This window comes from Micromonospora sp. NBRC 101691, from assembly GCF_030269285.1.
In the GTDB taxonomy this organism is placed as follows: domain Bacteria; phylum Actinomycetota; class Actinomycetes; order Mycobacteriales; family Micromonosporaceae; genus Micromonospora; species Micromonospora echinospora.
The window spans coordinates 1-19,911 of the sequence record NZ_BSTB01000011.1; the positions used below are offsets into that span (position 1 = coordinate 1).

The following is a 19,911-nucleotide window of genomic DNA, read 5'->3' on the forward strand; positions in this document are numbered from 1 at the left end:
ATACCCTCCGACCGCCGCAGCCGCCGGATCTCCGCCCAGTCCTCCACGCTCAGCACCTCCCGATGCTTCAGGAGGTGGTCCCGATTCAGCCGGAACCACGTGGTCAGTTTTCAGGCGGAACCGACAGGGTCTACGGCCGGCTGCTGCGGCAGGGCTCGGGTGCGCGGTTCCACCGACCTGACGCTCCCTGCGCGATTGTGTGGAATACTCCCTGAAAGCCGGATAATTAGGGCAGATTCACATGGTCGTGCGGGATGGAGCGCCTGAGTTCCCGGGGAGTCGGGAGCCCCCGCAGCGGGCCGGTTTCGTGGAACTGCTCTTCGACGTGGTGCTCGTCTTCGCCTTCAACCGCCTTGCTGACCGGCTGGCCGCGCAGCTGGACTGGCACGGCTTCTACTCGGCCCTGGTGCTGTTGATGGCCCTCTGGTGGCTCTGGTACCGCATGGCCTGGACCGCGAACCGGTACGACCCCGCCCGGCCGATGATCCAGGTCATGGTCATCGTGACCATGCTCGGTGCCCTGCTGATGGCCGCCGCGTTGCCGGCGGCCTTCGAGGACCGCGCGGTCGTCTTCGCGGGGGTCTTCGTCGCCGTCGACGTGCTTCGACATCTCTGGCTCGTGCTGTTCGGCGGGAAGGGGCACGAGCAACTCGTCAGTGCCCGGATCGTCTTCTGGGCATGCCTCGCCGCAGTGCCGTGGATCGCCGGGATCCACACCGACGAGGACACCCGGCTGGTCTGGTGGAGCGTGGCGGTCCTCGTCTCCTACGCCGGCGGGCTACTCGACTTCCCGACCCCGTGGTTGGGCCGGGCGGGTCTGCGGGGCCAGCCGATCGCGGAGGAGCACCTGACCGAGCGCTACCGACAGGTGCTCATCATTGCCTTCGGTGAATCCATCCTGACCTCGGGCATGGAGTTCAGCCCATACGGCTTCGAACGCGAGCGGACAGCCGCACTGGTGGTGGCGTTCCTGATCACGGTGCTGCTGTGGCAGATCTACTACTACCGGGCAGGAGAGTTGCTCTCCCACGCCATCGCCTCGTCCCGGGCTCCGGCCTACGTCGGTAACCTGGCGGCGGGTGCGCACCTGGTCATGGTCATCGGCATCGCGGTCACCGGCGTGGCGGACAAGCTGATCATCGCGCATCCCTTCGGCGAGACCGAGGGGGCCTGGGTCGTGACCATCTTCGGCGGGCCGGCGTTGTTCCTGGCCGGCCGGGCGATGCTGGACTACGTCGCGTTCAGCCGGGTCTCCTGGTCGCGGCCGATCGGGATAGCGCTGCTCGCGCTCCTGGCCCCGCTGACCCTCGCGCTGCCGCCGTTGCTGGTGGCGCTCAGCGCCGCCGTGGTGCTGGCCGGCATCACCACCGCCAACGTGATCTCCTGGCGGCTGTATCCGAGGGAGACGGCTCCGCCGCCCGGCGTACCGCCCGGGAGGTGAGTCGGCCACCACCGTCCGCGCCGAGCTGCGCGCGTCCACGCCAAGGCCGACGGCCATCACGCCTACTGCGCCACCGGCTCCCAACGCCGGGAAAACTGACCTTCTCCACCTGCATGGAGTGAGGCCGTAGTGTCACCCGTACTGTCGCGTCGTCTGGAACGGAGGCTGCCGTGGCCGAAGCCGTGGAACGCTCCCCGAGAGTGCTCGCAATCTCCTGGGGGCGGATGGAGGTTGAAGGTCTGGGCACGGGCAAGGACTTCAAGCTCTATCCCGGCGGCGGCAGGCCGTGGGACTGGTCCGAGACCGGAACCCGCCACAGTCCCGGGATCCAGCCCGAAGACGTCGAGGAACTCCTCCTCCATGGTGCGACGGCGATCGTTCTGTCGCGCGGCATGCAGCTCCAGCTCCAGGTCGACCCGCGGACACTCAAGCTCCTTGAGGAGCGCGGCATAACTCCGCACATCGCCGAGACAACGCAAGCCGTACAGCGGTACAACGAACTGGCGACGACGCAGCCGGTCGGCGGGCTGTTCCACTCGACCTGCTGATTTCGGGCCCGGCTCGATCAACAAGATCAGCGGGCGGGAACCGGCTCGGACGACGGCGGCCAATCCCGTCTGATCAGCCCGTAGACCCACGAGTCGGAGACCTCGCCGTTCACGATGCAGTCTTCCCGCAACGTCCCTTCACGCACGAATCCGAGCTTCTCCAGGACGCGGGCAGACGCCGCGTTGCGCGTATCGGCCTCGGCCTGGACTCGATTGAGGTCCAGCGTGTCGAACGCCCATCGCAACAGGGCGCGCGCGGCCTCCGTCGCGTAGCCGTGGCCCCATGCCGCATCGTCGAAGCAGTAGCCCAGCGAAGCGCTACGGTAGCCCGGATTCCACCGGTTCAGACTGCACCAGCCGATGAAGGCCCCGTCGGAAATGCGGTCCACGGCCAGCCGCGCCCCGGTGCCTTCCTCTGCCATCTGCCGGCAGGCCGTGATGAACCGCTCGGCGCGCACGCGTTCCGTCCAGGGCGGCGCGTCCCAGTAGCGCAGCACGTAGGCGTTGCTGTGCAGCGCGAAGAGCGCGTCGGCGTCCGTGTCGTCGAAGGGACGCAGTCGCAGGCGGGCGGTGGGCAGCGTGGGGGTGTGCAGGGACATGAGTGCCATGTTGCCTCTCTCGGTGGGCGGACAGAAAGACGTGCCCCCCATCGGCATCAGCGCAGCGCTCTCCGGGGACATCGCGCCAAGGTCGATCTTCGTTCCGGTCTCGGCGTGCAGGAGGTCGGTCGACGATCGCCAGCCTGGGCGCTGAGGCCAGGTCCTGGAGCGTCCGCCGCCCCTGACCACTGACCGTCGTGGGCTGAACAATCCGGTGTCCGTTCTGGTCCGTCCGCGTTACCAGCGGCCGGCCCGTGGCGCTCCAACGCTCAGTGGTAGGCCCCGAGCCCGCAGACGGGCTTGGAACTCGTTGTGGCCCAACCGCTGAGCCACAACGAGTGCACCCGGTCGGGTGTGGCTAGGCCGCGACGTAGCCGTTGAACACGTGGACCCCGTCGTACGCGCCGCTTGAGTTCGCCCGGTTGGTGTTGAAGTACAGCTTGCCTCCGCTGATTCCCACGCCTTCGATCTCGAACTTGGACGAGTATGCCGAGGACGTGATGCGGAAAGAGAGGTCAGTGGCAGCAGGCGCGGTCCCTGTCGTCGTCGGCGACACATTCCGGTAGACAAGCACGATGCTGCGGTTGTCCTTGGTCAGCGGGTAGTAGAGAGCCTTCTTGGGCACGTCGTAGAAGAAGCCCTGGTTGACGAAGGTGTTCAGATCGGGCACGGTGGCGCCGTTGACGAGGGCCCCCTCGACCTGCAAGGTGAACGCCTTCGTCAGATCGATGGTCCCGGAGTTGGCGCGCAGCGGGAGACTGCCGTTGTAGATCGTCCTGCCACTCTTGAACATGAACGTGATCGCGCTGCTGCCGACCGAGACCCGATTGATCCCGGACGGCGTCGCCACGGCCCCGTTAAGACGCACCTGGTACGACCCGGCGTGGTAGTAGGTGGTGCCGTCGTAGCGGAGCTTGACGAGCTGCGCGCCGCTCGACCTCATGGTGACCACGAACAGGTGATGCTGTCCGTCGATGTCGACGATCGTCATGTCGTTCGCGTGCCCGAGCCAGGTGTTGGTCGACGTGTTGTTGGTGCCGTTCGTCATCACCACTCGTGCGCCGGTGTCCTTGTGGACACGGTAGATGACGGAAACGTCGTCGTAGTTGGTGCGTGTCTTGACCGAGTAGAGGTAGGTGGCCCCGGCGGCGAAGCCCTGCACACCAGTGCAGCATCCCGTGTCCGGTGTGCTGGCAATGTCGCTGTACGTGTTGTAGTAGGCGGCCTGGGCCGGCTGCCCAGACAGGACCAGAAGACTGAGCACCATCGCGACCGAAAGCGTCAGTCGTCTAGCGAACCGCATGTCGTCCTCCCCGGACTCCCGACGACCGGAGGCCGGGTGCCTCAGAGATCGCCAAGTGCAGGGTCATTTTGCGGCATCGACGGTCTTGAGATCGACATTTGTCAGGTTGTGCCTGGTGGGTGAGGGTGGCGTGGGCAGCGTGGCCGAGGTCACCGGCTGCGGCGCGGGTCAGGACTCCGGCCTGGCGGGCATCGTCGACATCGGTCGTGCCGAGAGACAGCGCGGTCTTCAACATCAGAGCGTCGGTCTACGCGTGTCCGGCGACGCGCCCTCAAGCTGCTCGCGCGGCAGGTCATCCCGGAGCGCCCCCGCGTGCGCGAGGAACAGGGCGTCCTCAGGTCCGTCAGTGTGGACGGGGGGGATCACCTCCGCACGCGGGGAACAGAAGCCCTTGCCGGCCACGTCGAAGGTGAACACGGGATCACCCCAGCGTGCGCGGGGAACAGCACGGCCGACGCGGTAATGGTGCCCGACTCGCCGGATCACCCCAGCGTGCGCGGGGAACAGCTGATCATGGACGGCGAGATGGACGCCATCGACGGATCACCCCCGCGTGCGCGGGGAACAGATTTCTTGACCTGCGGCTCTAAAGATCAACTACTGCGCTTTCATTCACTTTGGCGATTAAGATCGATCCCCGGCGTGGTGGTGGGTGGGCGCTTGGCTTTTCCAAGACGATCGATCGTACGTTGTTGATGATCAAGCCTGATCTATGCGGGCGGCTCGGCTGCGACAAATGAGCCTTTGCCCTGGTGTACCTCGATCCAGCCGCGCTCATCGAGGAGCCGTAGAGCCAGTCGGATGGGCGTCGGGCTGGCCTTGTACTGTTCGCACAGCTCCGAGATCGACGGCAGTTTGTCGCCCGGTTGGAGCGCGCCGGATTTGATCGACGCGATCACGTCGGCGATGACCTGCTCGTACAAAGGTTGTCTGGGCATGGCAGGGCCACCTCTCGTCAGCCCTTTGAGCATGCCAGCCAGCACTACATTCTGTGCATGGTGTGTTGACTCTGTACTCACTGCACTCTAAGTTGCGAGTGAGGTCCTCTCGTCAGCAGCGGAGTGCCTCGGATCCGGGCGGGGTGGTTCCTCCCCGTGCCACCCCGCCCTCCCTCACCGACCCCGAGGAGGCATGGATGCGTGAGCGTCCGCATGACGGGCCGTTGCCGGCAGCGCGCCCGGTGCCGGGTGCCCGGCCGCCGCACCCCGACGGTGACCGGGTGCCGGCCCCGGCCGGCCCGCTCCGCGCGCCGCTGAGCCGCCGGCAGTACGCCTACGGCGTGACGGTCGCGCTGCTCGTACTGGTGCTGCTCGTGGTCGGGATCCTCCGGTGAGCGGGACAGGCCGGCGGTGAACGAGCTGCCGGTGGGCCGCCGGGTCGCCCAGTGGCGGGTCCGGCGCAACATGACCCAGCAGCAGTTCGCCGACCGCCTCGGCAGGTCGAAGAGCTGGGTGGACAAGGTCGAACGCGGGGTGCGCCGGCTGGAACGGGTGTCCAGTCTGCGCGAGGTCGCCGACGCGCTCCGGATCGACCTGGGCGTGCTGCTGGCCGACCAGCCCGGCCGACCGGACCCCGCCGCCGCAGGCGTGGAGGGGGTACGCACCGCCCTGTCCCGGTACCACGTCGAGCCGCCGGCCGGGCCGGTCGGCCTGACGGAGTTACGGGCCCGGCTGGACCACGCGGAGCAGACCTACCGGCACGCCCGCTACCCGCAACTGCTCGCCCTGCTGCCCGGCCTGCTCGACGCCGCCCGTGTCGCGCGGGCCGTCCGCCCCGACCGGACGACCGCCGCGCTGCTGGTGTCCGGGTACGCCCTCACCGCCCTGGCGCTGGTCAAGGTCGACCAGGGGGAGTTGGCCTGGCTGGCCGCCGACAGGGGAATGGCGCTCGCCCTGGCCACAGGTGATCCGCAGGTCGCCGCCGTGGCCACGGTGTCCCTGGTGCAGGCCCTGCGCCTCGGTGACCGGCGACGGTCGGCGATGGAGGCGGCCGTCGTCGCCGTCCACCGGCTGCGGTCGATGCAGTCCGGTGCCCCGGACCCGTCCCTGCTCGGGACACTGCTGCTCCAGGCCGCGCTTGCTGCCGCCGGCCGGGGCCTGGACCGGGACGCGGGACAGTTGCTCGACCAGGCGGCGGAGGCCGACCGGGAGGCCGGGGCCGGTGACGGCAGGTTCGGTCGGGCGGCGGTCGAGGCCGCGCGGGTGGTGGCGGAGACGGCCCTCGGGGACGCCCCGGCGGCGACGGCCCGGCACGAGCGGCTGACGGCCGGCGGCGGGTGGCGGTGGCTGCCGACCGAGCACCGGGCCGCGTACCTGCTCGACGTGGCCCGCGCGTACGTGCTGGCCGGTGACCTGCGGCGGGCGGGCCGGGCGCTGCTCGACGCGGAGCGCACCGCCCGCGGCGAGGTGCACGACCGCCCGGCGGTCCGCGACCTGGTCGCCGTAGTGGCCCGGTCCGCCGCCGCCCCCGCCGACCTGGCCCGCCTCGCCGCCGCCCTGCACGTCACCTGACCTGCTGGCCGCGTTGTGCGGCCGGCACAATCTGCCCGAGCACGAGGAGGTCGATGTGACTGAAGAAGCAGGCGCATCCAAGGCCAACGCCGCCGAGACCCCTGGGCGACGCCTGGTCCGGCACATGAGCGGACGGGGCAGCGCCCGCGAGACCGAGGGCATGACGACGGACGAACTGATGGACACGCTCCGTGGCCGTGATCCTGACGCCGACCGTCCCGTGGACTGACCCGCGTCAGGTGGTGGCGCCGACCGAGCGGTACACCTCCACGGTGCGTTCGGCGATGGCGTCCCAGGAGAAGTGTTCGACGGCCCGGCGGCGGCCGGCGTGGCCGAACTTCTCCACCCGTTCCGGGTCGGCGAGCAGCGTGTTGATTGCCGCCGCCAGGTCGGCCACGAAGCGCTCCGGGTCCAGCGGGGTGCCGCTGCCGTCGGTCGCCTGCTCGATCGGCACCAGCAGCCCGGTCTCGCCGTCGGCGACCACCTCGGGGATGCCGCCGGTGGCGGTCGCCACCACCGCCGTCTCGCAGGCCATCGCCTCCAGGTTGACGATGCCCATCGGCTCGTAGACGGACGGGCAGACGAAGACGGTGGCGTGGGTGAGCACCTGGATCACCTCGTGCTTGGGCAGCATCTCGGCCACCCAGACCACGCCGGACCGCGTCGCCCGCAGCTCGTCGACGAGCCCCTCCACCTCGGCGGCGATCTCCGGCGTGTCCGGCGCGCCGGCCAACAGCACCAACTGCGCGTCCGCCGGCAGTTCCCGGGCCGCCCGGAGCAGGTACGGCAGGCCCTTCTGCCGGGTGATCCGCCCGACGTAGACGACGCTGGGGCGGGACGGGTCGACGCCGAGCCGGGCCAGCACGTCGGTGCCGTGGTCCGGGGCGTACTGGTCGGTGTCGATGCCGTTGTGCACCACCCGGACCCTTGCCGGGTCGACCGTCGGGTACGCGGCCAGCACGTCCCGCATCATCCCGGCGCTGACCGCGATCACCGCGTCGGCGGCCTCGATCGCGGTCCGCTCGCACCAGGAGGACAGCGCGTACCCGCCGCCGAGCTGTTCGGCCTTCCACGGGCGCAGCGGCTCCAGGCTGTGCACGGTCACCACGTGCGGCACCCCGTGCAACAGCTTCGCGGTGTGCCCGGCCAGGTTGGCGTACCAGGTGTGGCTGTGCACCACGTCCGCCCCGGCGCAGCCGGCGGCCATCGCCAGGTCGACGCCCATGGTGCGCAGCGCGGCGTTCGCCCCGGCCAGCTCGACCGGCTCGGGGTACGCGGTGACACCCGGCTCGGTGCGGGGCGCGCCGAAGCAGTGCACCCGTACGTCGGCCAGTCGGCGCAGCTCACGGGCCAGGTACTCGACGTGCACGCCGGCCCCGCCGTACACCTCCGGCGGGTACTCCCGGGTGAGCAGGTCGACGCGGAGCGGGGTGGTGCCGGCGGCGCGCGGCGACGCGGAGTCGGTCATGCCCGCAATGTAGTGCACGCCGGGCCGCGCCACCCGGTGTGGAAGCAGCCGTGAAGTGTGCCCGTACGAGTGGTGGGATCGCACGCGGGTGGTTAGCGTCTGAACATGGCTGAGAAGGTGCTCGTTCATGGCTGAGAAGGTGCTCGCGATCGTCCTGGCCGGTGGGGAGGGCAAGCGCCTGATGCCGCTCACCGCCGACCGGGCCAAGCCCGCCGTGCCGTTCGGTGGGATGTACCGGATGGTGGATTTCGTCCTGTCCAACCTGGCGAACGCCGGGTATCTGAAGATCGTCGTGCTGACCCAGTACAAGTCCCACTCGCTGGACCGGCACATCACCAAGACCTGGCGGATGTCGACCCTGCTCGGCAACTACGTCACCCCGGTCCCGGCGCAGCAGCGGCGCGGCCCGTGGTGGTTCGCCGGCTCGGCCGACGCGATCTACCAGAGCTTCAACCTCATCCACGACGAGCAGCCCGACTACGTGATCGTCTTCGGCGCGGACCACATCTACCGGATGGACCCCCGGCAGATGGTGGAGGAGCACATCGCCTCCGGGGCCGCGGTGACCGTCGCCGGCATCCGGCAGCCGCTGTCGATGGCCGACCAGTTCGGCGTGATCGAGGTGGCCGAGGACGGCCGGCGCATCCGGGCGTTCCGGGAGAAGCCCACCGACGCGGTCGGGCTGCCGGACGCCCCGGACCAGATCTACGCCTCGATGGGCAACTACGTCTTCACCACGAAGGCGCTCTGCGAGGCCGTCGAGCGGGACGCCGAGGACAAGACCAGCAAGCACGACATGGGTGGCAGCATCATCCCGATGCTGGTCGAGCGGGGCGAGGCGAACGTCTACGACTTCCGCGACAACGAGGTGCCCGGCAGCACCGACCGGGACCGGGGCTACTGGCGTGACGTGGGGACGCTCGACTCGTTCTACGACGCGCACATGGACCTGATCAACGTCCACCCGGTCTTCAACCTCTACAACTTCGACTGGCCGATCTACACCGGGCAGCAGACGTACCCGCCGGCGAAGTTCGTGCACCAGTGGGGCGAGCGGGTCGGCCGGGCGGTCGCCTCGATGGTCTCGCCGGGCGCGGTGATCTCCGGGTCGCTGGTGGAGAACTCGGTCGTCTCGCCGAAGGTCAAGGTGCACTCCTGGGCGCACGTCGACGGCGCGGTGCTGATGGAGGGTGTCGAGATCGGCCGGCACGCGGTCGTCCGCCGGGCCATCCTGGACAAGAACGTGTACGTCCCGGAGGGCGCCGAGATCGGCGTCGACCTGGAGAAGGACCGGCAGCGCTACACCGTCTCGGACAACGGCATCGTCGTGATCGGCAAGGGTCAACGCGTCGAGGTCTGAGGCCGCCGTCCCCGACCCGTCCCTGTCCTGTCCTGTCCTGTCAGCTGGAGGTTGCAGAAGTGGTCCACGCCCGTGCCGGACAGCCCGCCGAGCCCGCCGACCTGGTCGACGTGCCCCGGCTGGTCACCGCCTACTACGCCGCGCACCCCGATCCGGCCGACCCGGCGCAGCAGGTCTCCTTCGGCACGTCCGGGCACCGGGGGTCGAGTCTGCGCAACGCCTTCAACGAGCACCACATCCTCGCCGTCACCCAGGCGCTCTGCGACTACCGGCGGGCCAACGGGGTCGACGGTCCGCTCTTCCTCGCCCGGGACACCCACGCGCTCTCCGCCCCGGCGGCGGTGACCGCGCTGGAGGTGCTCGCCGCCAACGACGTGACGGTGCTGGTCGACAGCCGGGACGGCTACACCCCGACCCCGGCGCTGTCGCACGCGGTGCTCACCCACAACCGGGGTCGCACCGCGGGGCTCGCCGACGGCATCGTCATCACCCCGTCGCACAACCCGCCGGACGACGGCGGGTTCAAGTACAACCCCACCAACGGCGGCCCGGCCGACACCGACGCCACCCGGTGGATCCAGGACCGGGCGAACGCGATCCTCGCCGCCGGGCTCACCGAGGTGAGACGCATCCCGTACGCGCGGGCGCGCGCCGCCGACACCACCGGTGAGTACGACTTCCTCGCCGGCTACGTCGACGACCTGCCCGCCGCGCTGGACATCGCGGCGATCCGGGACGCCGGGGTGCGCATCGGCGCGGACCCGCTCGGCGGGGCGAGCGTGGCGTACTGGGGCGAGATCGCCGAGCGGCACAAGCTCGACCTGACCGTGGTGAACCCGACGGTCGACCCGACCTGGCGGTTCATGACCCTGGACGGGGACGGCAAGATCCGGATGGACTGCTCCTCGCCGAACGCGATGGCCTCGCTGATCGCCGCCCGCGCCGACTACCAGGTCTCCACGGGCAACGACGCGGACGCCGACCGGCACGGCATCGTCACGCCGGACGGCGGTCTGCTCAATCCCAACCACTACCTCGCGGTGGCGATCGCCCACCTGTTCCGTACCCGTACCGAATGGGGGCCGGACGCGGCGGTCGGCAAGACCCTGGTCTCCTCCTCGATGATCGACCGGGTCGCGGCCGACCTCGGGCGACCGCTGCTGGAGGTGCCGGTCGGCTTCAAGTGGTTCGTGCCGGGCCTGCTCGACGGCACGGTCGGCTTCGGCGGCGAGGAGAGCGCCGGAGCGTCGTTCCTGCGCCGGGACGGCAGCACCTGGACCACCGACAAGGACGGCATCCTGCTCTGCCTGCTGGCCGCCGAGATCATCGCCACCACCGGCCGGACACCGAGCCAGCATTACGCGGACCTGACCGAGCGGTTCGGCGCGCCCGCGTACGCCCGGATCGACGCCCCGGCCAACCGGGAGCAGAAGGCGGTGCTCGGGAAGCTCTCCCCGGAGCAGGTCACCGCGACCGAGCTGGCCGGTGAGCCGATCACCGCGACGCTCACCACCGCCCCGGGCAACGGGGCGTCGATCGGCGGCCTGAAGGTGACCACCGCGTCGGGTTGGTTCGCCGCCCGGCCGTCCGGCACCGAGGACGTCTACAAGATCTACGCCGAGTCGTTCCAGGGTCCGGAGCACCTCACCCGGATCCAGGAGGAGGCGCGGGAACTGGTCTCGACGGTGCTCGGGCAGGGCTGACGCCCGGGTCGGTTCCGTCGTCGGCCGGCGTCACCGCACGGGCCGTCCCCTCGTTGGCCCCTCCGTGGCGTCGACGAGGGGAGCACGACCGTGACCAGGGTGATGACCGTGGTCGGCACCCGGCCGGAGATCATCCGGCTGGCCCGGGTGATGGACCGGCTGGACCGGACCGTGGACCACGTCCTGGTGCACACCGGGCAGAACTGGGACCACTCGCTCTCCGAGGTGTTCTTCAGCGAGCTGCGGCTGCGCCGGCCGGACCGGTTCCTCGACGTGGACACGTCGTCGCTGGGGCGCACCCTCGGCGGCGTGCTGGTCGGCATGGAGCAGGTGATCGCCGAGGTGCGCCCGGACGCCCTGCTGGTGCTCGGCGACACGAACAGCTGCATCGCCGCGCTGATGGCCCGCCGGATGCGGGTGCCGGTCTACCACATGGAGGCGGGCAACCGCTGCTACGACCTGAACGTGCCGGAGGAGACCAACCGCCGCCTCGTCGACCACGTCGCCGACTTCAACCTGGTCTACACCGCGCACGCCCGCCGGAACCTGCTCGCCGAGGGGCTGCACCCGCGCCGGATCCTGCACACCGGCTCACCCATGCGGGAGGTGCTGGAGCACTACCGTCCGGACATCGAACGGTCGACCATCCTGGACCAGCTCGGCCTGGCCCCGGGCGGGTACTTCCTGGTCAGCGCGCACCGGGAGGAGAACGTCGACGCGCCCGCCCGGCTCGTCCGGCTGCTCGACTGCCTGCGGGCGGTCCGGGACGAGTGGGGACTGCCGGTGCTGGTCTCCACCCACCCCCGGACCCGCAAGCGGCTGGAGGCGCTCGCCCCGGACGACAGCACCCTGGACGGGATCACGTTCCACGAGCCGTTCGGCCTCTTCGACTACGTCCGGCTCCAGCTCGGGGCCGGGTGCACCCTCTCGGACAGCGGGACGATCAGCGAGGAGGCGGCGATCCTCGGGTTCCCGGCGGTGACGCTGCGCGAGTCGATCGAACGCCCCGAGGCGCTGGACGCCGGGGGCATCATCATGACCGGACTGGACCCGGCCGGCGTGGTCGAGGCGGTCCGGGTGACCGTCGACCAGGTGACCGTCGACGGGGTGCCCTGCCCGGACGACTACCGGGTGCCGGACACCTCCCGTCGGGTGGTCGACTTCGTCCTCTCCACGGTCCGCCGGCACCACGCCTGGGCCGGCGTCCGCCGCTGACACCCCCGCCCCCCGCCGTCCCGCCCGCCGTCAGTCCCGCCCCCCCCGGGTCCCGACCGTCCCGCCTCGCCTCGCCCCCGCCTCGCCTCGATGATCGACTCGTTGTGCGGCATGTCGGGGTGTCCGAGACCTCCGACACCCCGATATGCCGCAAGTTGTGTCGATCATCGACCCGAGGCGCGACGAGGCGCGACGAGGCGCGACGGGGTGGGGCGGGGCGCGGCGCGGGTGGGGCGGGGACCGCGCCGGGTCAGGGGCGGGGGCGGGTGAGCAGGTGGGTGAGGGAGCGGGCGATGAGGTCGTTCCGGGCGGCCGGGGCCAGTCCCTCCAGCCCGAACCCGAGGTAGACGGTGTCGGCGGTGACCACCGCCGCGCCCTCCTCGAAGGCCCGCTGGCTGCGGGACCAGTCGTTCGAGCCGGGCAGCGAACCGGGGGGCGGCCCGGAGACCGTCCAGCCGCCCAGGTCGGCGGTCTCGAACGAGGTCTCCGCGACGGTGGCCCCGTCGACGATCACCCGGGCGTCGTCCAGGAAGACGCCGAGCCCCTGGGTGCCCCAGTCCGAGACGTACGAGATCGACACCTCGACCTGCTTGCCGGCGTACGCCGTCAGGTCGACCGAGAACTCCTTCCACCCGTTGGAGGCGCCGGTGGCGGCGTGCCACTGCCCGGTGGTGCCGGTCGGCGAGCAGTCCGTGCCCTGGTAGTGCAGGAGGAACGGGTGCAGCTCGGTGGCCAGGCCGCTCTCGCAGCTGTCCCCGGTGTCGGTGCCGGTGTGGCCGTTGCGGTCCGGCAGCGTGGTCCAGTTGTCGGTGCCCACCTCGTGCGCCTCGACGATCATGAAGTCCCAGTTCGGCTCGATGTCGTACGAGGCGAAGAAGCGCAGCTCACCGCTGGTGGCCGAGGTCAGGTCGACGGTCCGGCTGAGCCGCTTGTACGCCTCGTCGGCCCGCCCGCTGTAGACGTACCAGTCGCCGGTGCGGGGGTCGAAGGGCGCGCCGCCGGGGCGGACCCAGTCCACCGTCGTGGCGGCGGCGAACTGCGGGAACTGGTCCGGCGGCAGGAAGCTCGACGTGCTGAGCAGGGACGCCGTGTGGTCCTGGTTGCCGGCCGAACCGGGGGCGTTGAGGGTGCCCTGGAAGCCGGCGAACGGTCCCTCGGAGCCCCGCACCGGGTACGGGGTGCCGTCCGCGCTGCCGCCGTCGCTGACGTAGTTGTACGCGCCCAGCCAGTACTGCGGGAAGTCGTTGGAGAGCGGCAGGCAGGTGGGGTCGTCCGGGTCGGTGCACTCGGCGGGCCCGGTCGGCTGGTAGACGTACGCCCCGTCGCCTGCCTGCGCGTACAGCGCGTACTTCCCGCTGACCAGCAGCTTGCCGCCCTCGTTGAGGTAGTCCCGGACGGCCAGTTCGGTCTCGGCCGCGGCGCGGGCCGCCGTGCCGGGCACCTGGCCGGGGGAGCGGGGGATGATGTCGTCGCCGGTCTCCCAGACCACCGCCCGGTAGTGCGAGAGCACGCCCAGGTGGTGCGGGGCCGTCCGGCCCATCCGGTCGATGTCGTAGACGTCGCTGGTGCGGCCGGCGGCGGTCAGGGACGCGGCCACCTCGTCGGCGTACTTCGCGCCGGTGCCGTCCTGCCCGGGGCTGAGGCCGGTGACGTCCTCGGCGGCCAGCACCAGCACCTCGCCGCCGATGTCGGTGTGCACCCGGTAGGCGAAGTGCTCGCTGGCGACCACGCCCCGGCCGCGCTTGGCGCCGGTGAACCAGACCTCCACCCGGTCGCCGGGCCGGGTGCCGGTGACGGTGCCGCGCAGCTCGGCGTAGTAGTCGTCGTGGGTGTCGCCGTACCGTTCGCCGCCGCGCCACTCACGGGCCGCGACGGTCTTCGGCCGGCCGCCGTTGACCGTGTAGTGCATCCGGACGTTTACCAGGGCCCGCCGGGTGATCGCGGCGACCGGCTGGGTGCGGCCGTACGAGGTGTCGAAGGCGTCGACCACGAAGTCCGGGGTGCTCCGGCCGACCACCGAGACCGGGTCGTCCGGGTCGTGGGTGGACTTGGCGACCGCGAGCGCGAACGGCAGGTTCTTGGCGACCTCGGCGGCGATCAGCTTCTCGTCGTCGGGGAAGACGAAACCGCTCACGCAGTCCTCGGGATGCCACTGGTCGTCCGGGTCGGACGCGGCGACCGACTGGCAGGTGGACATCTCCGGGGTGAAGCCGAGCGTGCCGTACCGCACGACGGCGTGGCTGTCGGTGTCGCCGTTGGTGGTGTACAGCTCGGCGGAGAGGTCCGGGTCGTAACCGGGAACGGCCGAGTGGTCGTCGTCGCCGACCATCGCCTGGTAGATCAGGTCGTCCGGGGTGGGCGTGGCGACCTGCCAGCCGAGGCCGTAGAGCAGCAGGTTCGCCGCCGAGTGGTAGTTGACGAAGAACTCGAAGCCGACCCGGCGGAAGAGCCGGTCCAGGGCCTGGGTCTCCGGCTCCGAGTCGGGGCCGGGACCACGGTAGGTGTCGCTGGCCGGGTCGGGGGAGGAGCCCTCGTTGTCGTAGCCCCACCGGAACGCGAAGTTGCGGTTCAGGTCGACCCCGTCGGCGGAGGTGATCTTCCCGTCGCGGTCGTTGTCGCGCAGGTTCTTGCGCCACAACCGGTTGCCGGGGGTGAAGGTGTGGTCGTACCCGTCGGGGTTGGCCACCGGCAGGAACCACAGCTCGGTGGTGTCCACCAGCCGGGTGATCTCCCGGTCGCGGCCGTAGTTGTCCAGCACGTGGTGCATCAGCCGTCGGGTCATCTCCGGGGTGATCCACTCCCGGGCGTGCTGGGTGCTGGCGTAGAGCACCGCCGGCCGTCGGCCGTCCGGCACGGTCCGGGCGTTCTTGGTGACCTTGACGGCGAGGATCGGCTTGCCCTGGTGGGTACGGCCGATGGTCTCCACCTTGGTCAGCTTCGGGTGGCGTGCGGCGGTGGCGGTGATCTCGTCCCGGATACCACCGGGGGCGGAGTAGGGGCGGAACGCCGTCCAGCCCTCGGCGGCCTGTTCGCGCAGCGCCCGGGAGGCGTCCCGGCCGTCGACCCGCTTCACCCGTAGCGGGACGCCGCTGCTGGTCAGCCGGTCGGCCTGCCGCCGGGTCAGCACGGTCTCGACCGTGGTGGCGCCGCCGGGGCCGGTGTCCCGGTGGTCGTGGCCGAGGTCGACGCCGGCCGCCCGCAACTGTTCGCGCTGCTGCGGGTTCACCGTGCCGACGTACACCTCCAGGCCGTCGTCGCGGCCGGCCGCCTCGGACGCGGGCCGCGCGCTCGCCGGAGCGGTCAGCGTCAATGCGCCGACCAGGGTGAACACGCCGACGACCGCCAGTCGTGTACGCCGCATCGCGCGCTCCCTTCGGTGGGGAAGGACCTCTGCTGGCGAGCCTTCCGGAAGCTCTCGACGCATGTCAATGAGTCGATCGGGTCGTCACCCGGCCCGGCCCGGTTCGTTGGCCGAAGCGGAGACATAGGAGCTGATCACGGCATGCGCGCGATCGAGACGTACCACCCGTCACCCCGGCCGAGGTCGCCGGTCGGCCGGGGTGGTGAGCTGGCCCGCCGCCCGCAGCCCGGACGCCGGTGGTCGATCTTCGTCCTGCTGGCCGGCTACGTCGTCCTGCTGCACCACGTGTACCAGCACGAGGTCGCGCCCCTGTTCGAGTACCTGAACCTGGTGTACCGCGCGCCCGACCCGTGGAACTACGGCCTGGTGCTCGGCATGCTCGGACTGGTCGCCCTGGCGATGCCGCAGCGGATCCGCCAGCCGTCGGACTTCGTCCTCTGGATCCTGTTCGTGACGGTGGTGACGCCGAGCCTCGTGGTTCCGCAGTACGCCGACATCCTGTCGGCCGCCGCGTCGCTGGAACTCGCGGCGGTGGTCGCGGCGGTCTTCCTGCTGGTGATCTGGGGCGCGCGGATCGGCCCGTCGTGGACGCTGCGGGTCCGGGGGGTGCACGTTCTCGACGTCTGGTCGATCGTGGTGGTCCTCTCCCTGCTCACCTACGTCTACATGGCGGCGACCGCCGGGCTGAGCTTCCGGCTGGTGGGCCTCGGCGACGTGTGGGAGATCCGGTCGGCGTACCGGGACCAGGTATCCGCCAGCGGCCCCGTGCTGGGTTACCTGGTCCGGCTCCAGGGCAACGTGCTCAATCCGCTGCTCATGGCCCGGGGACTCTACGCGCGGCGCTGGACGATGGTGCTGCTGGGCGGTGTCGGCCAGATCCCGATCTTCGCGGCCACCGGGTTCAAGCTGACCCTGCTCTCGATTCCCGCGATCCTCCTCCTCGCCCTGCTCTTCCGCTGGCGGGCCCGACCCCGGGCGTGGACGATCCTGGCCGGCGTCGTCGCGGTCATCGTGGCCGCGCTGGTGGCCGACGCGCTGCTGGACTCCCTGCTCTACACCCAGGTCTTCGTCAACCGGATGTTCCTCGCGCCGGGGGTGGCCACCGCCGCGCACGTCATGGTCTTCGAGGATCTGCCCAAGGCGCGGTGGGGGTACAGCTTCCTCCGGCCGTTCGTCGACTACCCGTACGACCAGGTGCCCGACCACATGGTCGGCGCGGTGATGTTCGGACGGCCCGAGACCTCGGCGAACGCCAGCCTCTTCGGCGACGGCTACAGCAACCTGGGGTACGGGGGCGTGCTCGTCGAGGCGGTCGTCCTCGTGCTGCTGCTCTGGGCGATCGACGGCGCGGCCCGGCACCTGCCGCTGCGGGTGAGCGCCGCGATCCTGCTGGTGCCCAGCATCGCGCTGGCCAACGTGAGTGTCTTCACCAGCATCCTGTCGAACGGCTTCGCCTACGCGATCGTGCTGATGGCCTGTCTGCCCGCCGTCGGATGGACCCGGGGCGAGTCCGGGTGGGGCAGGCACGCCGCGTCGACTCCTGTCCGATCCGTACCTTATTGAGGCGCTTTGTCGTTGTGGGGGAGTGCGCGCCGGACAGGAGGGGAGGCGCGATGAGCGTCGGGCACGAGAGTTCGCCGCCGTTCGTGCCCGACCGCGCCGGCCGTCGGCCGTCCGTGCGACCGGCCGCCGCCGGGACGCCCGCGCCGCCCGGCGTGCGCGTCGGGGTGCGCGACGTCGCGATGGTGCTGCCGGTCGTCGCCTTCCCCGCCGCCACCGCGTTGGACGCCTCGGGCGTGCTGACCGATCCGGCGGGGCCCCTGGTCGGCGGGGCCGGTCCGCTGCGGCACCTGTTCCTCTACGCCGACCTCGCCGCCGTCGCGGTGCTGATCGTGGTGACCTGGGCGGCCCGGGGCTTCCGGGCGCCGGCGGGAGCGTTGCCGTTCCTCGTGCTGTTCCTGTCCTTCCTGCCCGGCTTCGCGTTGACGTCGATCGGGGGGTACCAGTCCGGCAAGACGGTGCAGATGCTGACCACCACCCCGGCGTTCGTCGTCGCCGCGCTCCTCGTGGTCGACCGGCCGGCCCGGCGGATGGCGCTGCTCTGGGCCAGCGCGGGCATCGGGGTGCTCGTCGCGCTGCTGGCGCTGTTCCGGCCGGATCCGGCCTACCAGGCCCTCGACACGGTCGTTCTGGCCGGCACCGTCTCGATCACCACGGCCCGGCTCATCGGGTACGGCGTGGTCGGCCTGCTCTGTCTGGGTGTCCTGGTGCGCCGGCTGCGGCTGGTGGCGCTGCTCGGTGCGGTGGCGCTCGCCGTGCCGCTGCTGCTGACGGGCTCCCGGGGGCCGCTCGTCGCGTTGGCCCTCGCCGGCCTGGTCCTCGCCGTCACGGTCAGTGGCACCCGGCGCTGGCAGCTGCTGCCGCCGGTGGCCGGTCTGGTCGGCGTCACCGCCCTGACCGTCGCGACGGCCCTGCCGGAGGCGTTGACGTCCCGTTTCGCGGTGCTCTGGGGCGGGCCGCTGGACGCCTCCGCGGAGACCCGGGTGATGCTCTCCCGGCTGGCCGCCGAGGTCTTCCTGGACCGCCCACTCGGACTGGGCTGGGGCGGCTTCGGCTCGGTGGTGCCGGGTGGTTCGCTGATCGTCCTGCCCGGCCTCGAGGACGCCATCTACCCGCACAACCTGCCGCTCGAAGTGGCGGTGGAGGGTGGCCTCGTCGCGCTGGCCGGTCTGGTGCTGCTGCTGGTGTCCGCCGGCCGGGTGCTGTGGCGGTGCCGGACGGATCCCTCCGTGGTCGCCGCCGCCGCCCTGCTGACCTTCGCCTTCGTCAACTCGCTGTTCAGCGCGGACCTCAACGGCAACTACCTGGTGTGGGTGTTCGCCGCCGCCGTACTGGCCGGGGGACGGGCGTCACGGCCGCAACCGCCGGAGGGGGCGCGCCGGCCGGCGGTGGTGGTACCTCCGCAGGTCCGGGCACGATGAGGCATCGCGCCGTGGCGCTGCCCGTGCCGAGCCGGGACCGGGTGCAGACGGCCGCGCTCATGATGGCGGCGCAGGCGGTGAACCTGGCCGGAATCCTGCTGGTCACCCGTCTCTACACCCCCGCCGCGTTCGGTCGTTACGCGGCGGTGGCGGCGGTGGCGGCGGTGGTCGGCGGAGCTGGCGCGCTGCGACTCGACGTGGCCGCCACCACCGCCGCCGAGCGGGACGCCACGCTGCTCCTGCGGATCGCCGCCCGGCTCAACGGCGTCGTCGGCGTCGTCGTGGCGCTCCTCGCGGTGGCCTGGGCGGCGGTCGTCGGTGACCTCGACCGGCCCGCCTTCGCCGAGGCGGTCGCGCTCGGTGCGCTGACCACGGCCCTGGGTCTGTCCGGCACGATGGTCTACGCCCGGGTCCGGGACCGCCGCTACCGTCTGGTCGCGGTGGCGAAGCTGGTCACCACCCTGGTGCAGAGCGTCGCGATGGTGGCCTTCGCGCTGCTCGGTGACCGTTCGGCGACCGTGCTGCTGGCCGCCATGGCCCTGGGCTACGCGACCGGCGCGCTGCTGCTGTTCCGCCCGCGTCCACCGGCCGCCGGGGTCGGCGTCCGGGACGTGCTGCGGCGGCACCGGCCGTTCGTGACCGCCTCCGCCCCGGCGAGTCTGATCAACGGCCTGACCCTCAACGTCCCCCTGTTCTTCGCCGCCGCCGTGAGCAGTGTCGCCGCGGCGGACCTGGCCCTGGCCCTGCGGGTCGGCGCGCTGCCGTCCGCGCTTCTCGGCCAGGCCCTGATGCCCATCCTGTTCGGTGAGATCGCCCACCAGTTGCGCTCCTCTCCCCGCCGTGCCCGCACCAGCTACGACCGGGCGCTGGTCGGACTCTCGGTCGCCGGTGTCGTGCTGTTGACGCTGCTCGCGGTCGGCACGCACGTCGCCGCGCCGCTCGTGTTCGGCGCGGAGTGGGCCGGCGCGGCGACGGTGCTGCTGCTCCTGCTGCCGTTCCTGGTCGGGCAGTTCGCCGTCGTCCCGCTCAGCCAGACGCTCGCCGGCACCGGCGGCAACCGGCAGCAACTGCTCTGGGACGTCGGACGACTGCTGACGACGGGGCTGGTCTTCCTGCCGGCCCTGGCCGGCTGGATCAGCTGGCCGGCGTCCCTGCTGGCGTTCTCCCTCGCGATGGTCGGCTGGTACGGCGGGCACGTCCTGTTGACCCGCGCGGCCCTGGCCCGCACCCGTCCCGTGGAGAACGGGCCGACGGACGGGGAGCGCCTCGCCGAGCGCCCACCGGTCGGGGACCGCGTCGCGGGCCGTCCGGAGGGGGCCGCCCGGCGGGGCGCGGCGGATCCGCTGGCGCCGGTCGGGAGCAACCCGACCGGCGGCGAGCAGGCGTGACGAAACGACGCGGTGTCCCGCACCACCCCGACCA

At 71.3% G+C, this 19,911-nt stretch carries 17 protein-coding genes; 11 read left to right on the forward strand and 6 right to left on the reverse strand.

What is annotated here, in order from left to right; genetic code table 11:
* Positions 1–241 precede the first annotated feature (241 nt).
* Together QSK20_RS17770 and QSK20_RS17775 are read left to right on the forward strand one after the other, a co-directional pair.
* A complete protein-coding gene (locus QSK20_RS17770) occupies positions 242–1,441 on the forward strand; it encodes a low temperature requirement protein A (protein ID WP_285789708.1) in 1,200 nt (399 codons plus the stop codon).
* Between the two features lie 170 nt (positions 1,442–1,611).
* A complete protein-coding gene (locus QSK20_RS17775; protein WP_285789709.1) occupies positions 1,612–1,989 on the forward strand; it encodes an Mth938-like domain-containing protein in 378 nt (125 codons plus the stop codon).
* 26 nt (positions 1,990–2,015) lie between these two features.
* Here QSK20_RS17775 and QSK20_RS17780 read toward each other — a convergent pair whose 3' ends face one another.
* The 4 genes from QSK20_RS17780 to QSK20_RS17795 all read right to left on the reverse strand — a co-directional run bounded on the left by QSK20_RS17780 (position 2,016) and on the right by QSK20_RS17795 (position 4,829).
* A complete protein-coding gene (locus QSK20_RS17780) occupies positions 2,016–2,588 on the reverse strand; it encodes a GNAT family N-acetyltransferase (protein ID WP_285789710.1) in 573 nt (190 codons plus the stop codon).
* Positions 2,589–2,946: 358 nt separating this feature from the next.
* Entirely contained in the window at positions 2,947–3,891 is a 945-nt protein-coding gene (locus tag QSK20_RS17785; RefSeq protein ID WP_285789711.1) for a hypothetical protein, read from the reverse strand.
* Between the two features lie 234 nt (positions 3,892–4,125).
* Positions 4,126–4,308 carry a hypothetical protein gene (locus QSK20_RS17790; protein ID WP_285789712.1) on the reverse strand — a complete coding sequence of 61 codons (183 nt, stop codon included), beginning with the start codon at positions 4,306–4,308 and terminating at the stop codon, positions 4,126–4,128.
* A 293-nt stretch (positions 4,309–4,601) separates the two neighbouring features.
* Positions 4,602–4,829, reverse strand: a complete 228-nt coding sequence (locus QSK20_RS17795; RefSeq protein ID WP_285789713.1) for a winged helix-turn-helix domain-containing protein — start codon at positions 4,827–4,829, stop codon at positions 4,602–4,604.
* 197 nt (positions 4,830–5,026) lie between these two features.
* On the opposite strand from QSK20_RS17795, the gene QSK20_RS17800 reads away from it, so the two are divergent.
* From QSK20_RS17800 to QSK20_RS17810, 3 genes are read left to right on the forward strand one after another with little or no spacing between them, the layout of a single operon-like run.
* Positions 5,027–5,224 (forward strand): hypothetical protein, encoded by a 198-nt coding sequence (locus QSK20_RS17800; RefSeq protein ID WP_285789714.1) that lies wholly within the window; start codon positions 5,027–5,029, stop codon positions 5,222–5,224.
* 16 nt (positions 5,225–5,240) lie between these two features.
* Positions 5,241–6,401 carry a helix-turn-helix domain-containing protein gene (locus QSK20_RS17805; RefSeq protein ID WP_285789715.1) on the forward strand — a complete coding sequence of 387 codons (1,161 nt, stop codon included), beginning with the start codon at positions 5,241–5,243 and terminating at the stop codon, positions 6,399–6,401.
* A 55-nt stretch (positions 6,402–6,456) separates the two neighbouring features.
* The gene (locus QSK20_RS17810) at positions 6,457–6,630 is read left to right on the forward strand and encodes a hypothetical protein (protein ID WP_285789716.1); all 174 of its coding nucleotides are present in this window, start codon (positions 6,457–6,459) and stop codon (positions 6,628–6,630) included.
* Between the two features lie 6 nt (positions 6,631–6,636).
* On the opposite strand, the gene glgA is transcribed toward QSK20_RS17810, so the two are convergent.
* A complete protein-coding gene (gene glgA, locus QSK20_RS17815; RefSeq protein ID WP_285789717.1) occupies positions 6,637–7,869 on the reverse strand; it encodes a glycogen synthase in 1,233 nt (410 codons plus the stop codon).
* A 127-nt stretch (positions 7,870–7,996) separates the two neighbouring features.
* Between glgA and glgC the strand changes: the two genes are divergently transcribed.
* The 3 genes from glgC to wecB all read left to right on the forward strand — a co-directional run bounded on the left by glgC (position 7,997) and on the right by wecB (position 12,147).
* Positions 7,997–9,229 (forward strand): glucose-1-phosphate adenylyltransferase, encoded by a 1,233-nt coding sequence (glgC, locus tag QSK20_RS17820; RefSeq protein WP_285789718.1) that lies wholly within the window; start codon positions 7,997–7,999, stop codon positions 9,227–9,229.
* Between the two features lie 59 nt (positions 9,230–9,288).
* Positions 9,289–10,932, forward strand: coding sequence for a phosphoglucomutase (alpha-D-glucose-1,6-bisphosphate-dependent) (gene pgm / locus QSK20_RS17825; RefSeq protein WP_285789719.1), 1,644 nt, complete (start codon positions 9,289–9,291; stop codon positions 10,930–10,932).
* Positions 10,933–11,022: 90 nt separating this feature from the next.
* Positions 11,023–12,147, forward strand: a complete 1,125-nt coding sequence (gene wecB, locus QSK20_RS17830; protein ID WP_285789720.1) for a non-hydrolyzing UDP-N-acetylglucosamine 2-epimerase — start codon at positions 11,023–11,025, stop codon at positions 12,145–12,147.
* A gap of 250 nt (positions 12,148–12,397) precedes the next feature.
* Here the strand turns inward: wecB and QSK20_RS17835 are convergent, their stop codons facing one another.
* Positions 12,398–15,508 (reverse strand): M14 family metallopeptidase, encoded by a 3,111-nt coding sequence (locus tag QSK20_RS17835; RefSeq protein WP_285789721.1) that lies wholly within the window; start codon positions 15,506–15,508, stop codon positions 12,398–12,400.
* A 141-nt stretch (positions 15,509–15,649) separates the two neighbouring features.
* Here QSK20_RS17835 and QSK20_RS17840 point away from each other — a divergent pair, with 141 nt between their 5' ends.
* The 3 genes from QSK20_RS17840 to QSK20_RS17850 are packed head-to-tail and all read left to right on the forward strand — an operon-like array spanning position 15,650 to position 19,877.
* The gene (locus tag QSK20_RS17840) at positions 15,650–17,071 is read left to right on the forward strand and encodes a hypothetical protein (RefSeq protein ID WP_285789722.1); all 1,422 of its coding nucleotides are present in this window, start codon (positions 15,650–15,652) and stop codon (positions 17,069–17,071) included.
* Positions 17,072–17,121: 50 nt separating this feature from the next.
* Positions 17,122–18,489 (forward strand): O-antigen ligase family protein, encoded by a 1,368-nt coding sequence (locus QSK20_RS17845; protein WP_285789723.1) that lies wholly within the window; start codon positions 17,122–17,124, stop codon positions 18,487–18,489.
* Positions 18,486–19,877, forward strand: coding sequence for a lipopolysaccharide biosynthesis protein (locus QSK20_RS17850; protein ID WP_285789724.1), 1,392 nt, complete (start codon positions 18,486–18,488; stop codon positions 19,875–19,877). Before QSK20_RS17845 ends, QSK20_RS17850 begins: the two co-directional genes overlap by 4 nt.
* The last annotated feature ends 34 nt before the right edge of the window (positions 19,878–19,911 follow it).

What these genes read in the sequence shown, in the direction of transcription:
- QSK20_RS17800 (WP_285789714.1), top strand. Translation starts at nt 5,027, where the DNA reads ATGCGTGAGCGTCCGCATGACGGGCCGTTGCCGGCAGCGCGCCCGGTG.
- glgA (WP_285789717.1), bottom strand. Translation starts at nt 7,869, where the DNA reads ATGACCGACTCCGCGTCGCCGCGCGCCGCCGGCACCACCCCGCTCCGC.
- QSK20_RS17845 (WP_285789723.1), top strand. Translation starts at nt 17,122, where the DNA reads ATGAGCGTCGGGCACGAGAGTTCGCCGCCGTTCGTGCCCGACCGCGCC.
- QSK20_RS17785 (WP_285789711.1), bottom strand. Translation starts at nt 3,891, where the DNA reads ATGCGGTTCGCTAGACGACTGACGCTTTCGGTCGCGATGGTGCTCAGT.
- QSK20_RS17850 (WP_285789724.1), top strand. Translation starts at nt 18,486, where the DNA reads ATGAGGCATCGCGCCGTGGCGCTGCCCGTGCCGAGCCGGGACCGGGTG.
- QSK20_RS17770 (WP_285789708.1), top strand. Translation starts at nt 242, where the DNA reads ATGGTCGTGCGGGATGGAGCGCCTGAGTTCCCGGGGAGTCGGGAGCCC.
- QSK20_RS17840 (WP_285789722.1), top strand. Translation starts at nt 15,650, where the DNA reads ATGCGCGCGATCGAGACGTACCACCCGTCACCCCGGCCGAGGTCGCCG.
- QSK20_RS17780 (WP_285789710.1), bottom strand. Translation starts at nt 2,588, where the DNA reads ATGTCCCTGCACACCCCCACGCTGCCCACCGCCCGCCTGCGACTGCGT.
- QSK20_RS17795 (WP_285789713.1), bottom strand. Translation starts at nt 4,829, where the DNA reads ATGCCCAGACAACCTTTGTACGAGCAGGTCATCGCCGACGTGATCGCG.
- QSK20_RS17835 (WP_285789721.1), bottom strand. Translation starts at nt 15,508, where the DNA reads ATGCGGCGTACACGACTGGCGGTCGTCGGCGTGTTCACCCTGGTCGGC.
- glgC (WP_285789718.1), top strand. Translation starts at nt 7,997, where the DNA reads ATGGCTGAGAAGGTGCTCGCGATCGTCCTGGCCGGTGGGGAGGGCAAG.